Origin of the sequence: Marinilactibacillus piezotolerans, assembly GCF_900114235.1 — a bacterium.
GTDB classification, from domain to species: Bacteria; Bacillota; Bacilli; order Lactobacillales; family Carnobacteriaceae_A; genus Marinilactibacillus; species Marinilactibacillus piezotolerans.
In genome coordinates, this window is sequence record NZ_FOSJ01000100.1 from 1 (window position 1) to 2,514 (window position 2,514).

Here is a 2,514-nt window from a genome sequence, read left to right on the forward strand (position 1 = left end):
AACTCAACTTACGCCCAAGGAAGTGTTTAAACTGGAAAACGCCCTATGAAGTATTTTTTGGTGTAGCGTTGCACTTAATTTGACAATTCAAGATACAATTATGCCCATTTCGAGCCATTTCGATGGTTCATGTTCCCAGTAGTAACTAACTGTCCCTATAATTCGCTCATTAACTTCGATAATTTTCATTTGATTACTATCGATCCACTTATCTTTTTCATCTAGAAATTCATTAAAAGATTTTGTGTGGTGTTCATAGTACGGCGCATCCCATAGCTTCCATTCGGGGTTTTCTTCTTTATAGATAAGCGTCCACAATATTTTTAAATCTGTTTCTTTTATGTTTCTAATTACTATTTCTTGATCTCTTAATATGTTCAAATTTTCAGTCCTTCGGGTACTTTATATAGTTCTATCAGAAAAAATTTTATTTATACTAGCTTATACAATTTTTCTTTTTTAAAATTCCATATCCATAAATGATTTTTTTATTATACATATTTCTGTATATACAAAATTAATTATGGTTCACAATCATTTTTATATCAATCAAAAATTTAGAAAACGTGTACCAGACACAAACAATAGCCAGCACACGTCTTTATTATTCACATATTTTTATCTCCATGATTGATACATTCGTTCCACCATACTAGTAATGCGTTTCCCAACTTCAGCATAAGTTTCAGTCGGTAAGTTAGCTAATGATACTCTTACTGTCCATTTGCTTGAACCAAACGCTTCAGACTTTAACAGCATCAATTGCTCTTCTTCTACTAATCGAGCTACTAGGTCAGTCATTGTCCAATGACTTTCAACATACTCGACAAATTCTGTTTCATATTTTTGTTTCAGCCACCATTCGAAGTCAATTTCACAATAATATGCTGTATTTAATTCTTTAAGCGGCATGGTCATCCCGAGTGATGCATAAAGGAGTTTCCCTCGTTCCTGACAAATATTGATAACTTCTCTTTTATAGATGTTTTCTCTATCCAACAAAGCATAAAGACTGAATAAGGTCATCATTACTTGCTGCGGAGATGAAAGCCCGGCGGCATGATTCAGCGCAACCGAACGACTATCAGCTACTAGACGATCAATGAATTTTATATCTTCCGGCTCTGAAGTCAATGTTTCGTATCTATGGTTCAACTGCGCTTTTTTATATCCAGGTAATGCTTTTAATCTTTTATCAAACACGTTTTCTTTTGCAACTGCAATTGTCCCAATTCTCCATCCTGTCGCACCAAAATATTTAGAATAAGAATAGATACAAGCAGTATTATAGGGCAGCACGGTAAATAAAGAAGTAAACTGATTTAAAAATGTTCCATATACATCATCAGATAGAATCATCAATTCAGGATTATCTCGCTTTACAATGTCCTCCAGCTGTGAAATTGAGTCCCCGTAAATTGCATTTGCTGTAGGATTACTTGGATTTACAACAAATACTGCTTTGATACTAGGATTGCGTAAGCGATCCAATTCTTTTTTAGAAAATTGATAACTAGTATGTCCGTTAATATCCATTAATTCAGAACAAATATATTCCACATTAAATCCATATTCCGGCAACTCAGGGATTTCCATATACGGTGCAAATGTAGGGATTAACAGTGCAATAGTATCTCCCTTTTCCAATAAAGCATTATTGAAGAGTGAATTAAAAGTATACACAATCCCCGCTGTGCCACCTTCTACTGCAAAAACATCAAAAGGCGAACTCTTAGCATCAAACAATTCATGGTGCAAGTACTGTTTGATCGGCTCTTGACAAGATTTCAAAACTCTTTCCGGATGAGGATAGTTATCTCCTATCACATAATCGAGAATGTTTTTCAACCAGTGATTTCTAGGCATTCCCATCAAATGAGTACCGTTCTCCCAGATATTCTGCAGCAAGGTTGCACCTCTCGACTCTTTTTCAGATAAAAAGTATTCGAATCGTTTTGATTGTTCCTTCTGCTCTTTAATCATTCCACCGATCTGACTGTTTTCATTGAGCATCGTTTCTTTCGTGGCAAATTCCCCTAATAAGAAAAAAGCTTCTCTTGGAATCGGGGCTGTCCAGTTCGGATTCCCTCTACCCGCATTTAAAAATTCTTTCGTATTAGGGGTATTCTGCATACGATTTTCCAAATATAAATTCAATTCAAAAGGACTTAGACTTTCTAGATCCTGCTTCAAAATTCCACTCCTAAGTTTTTATTCTTCTTTTTATTTCTCATCCGTGATTGAGTATAACAAACAAGATAAGTAAACCCAAGTTTATAGGCTGGTTTATAGGGAATTTATCCAAATTCTCATTTAGAGAACACTATTTTTAAGTATTTCTTATTTTGCTATCTTAACAATACTTAATTACTCTTATATTGATATAAATCAAAAGAAGACAGATTTTATATTTAAAATAAAGTCCTGAATAATTCATAACTCTGTATTTTAAGTAAATCTCTTAAAAAAATCATTCTCGCTTTATTTATTTTGATAACTTTTGCCCAAAACAAT

General features: G+C 33.8%; 2 protein-coding genes. Both read right to left on the reverse strand.

The window, feature by feature from the left end; translation table 11 throughout:
* Positions 1–87 precede the first annotated feature (87 nt).
* Positions 88–381, reverse strand: coding sequence for a GNAT family N-acetyltransferase (locus BM212_RS12165; protein WP_091898796.1), 294 nt, complete (start codon positions 379–381; stop codon positions 88–90).
* A 237-nt stretch (positions 382–618) separates the two neighbouring features.
* The gene (gene aspD, locus BM212_RS12170) at positions 619–2,193 is read right to left on the reverse strand and encodes an aspartate 4-decarboxylase (protein WP_091898798.1); all 1,575 of its coding nucleotides are present in this window, start codon (positions 2,191–2,193) and stop codon (positions 619–621) included.
* Between the last annotated feature and the right edge of the window lie 321 nt (positions 2,194–2,514).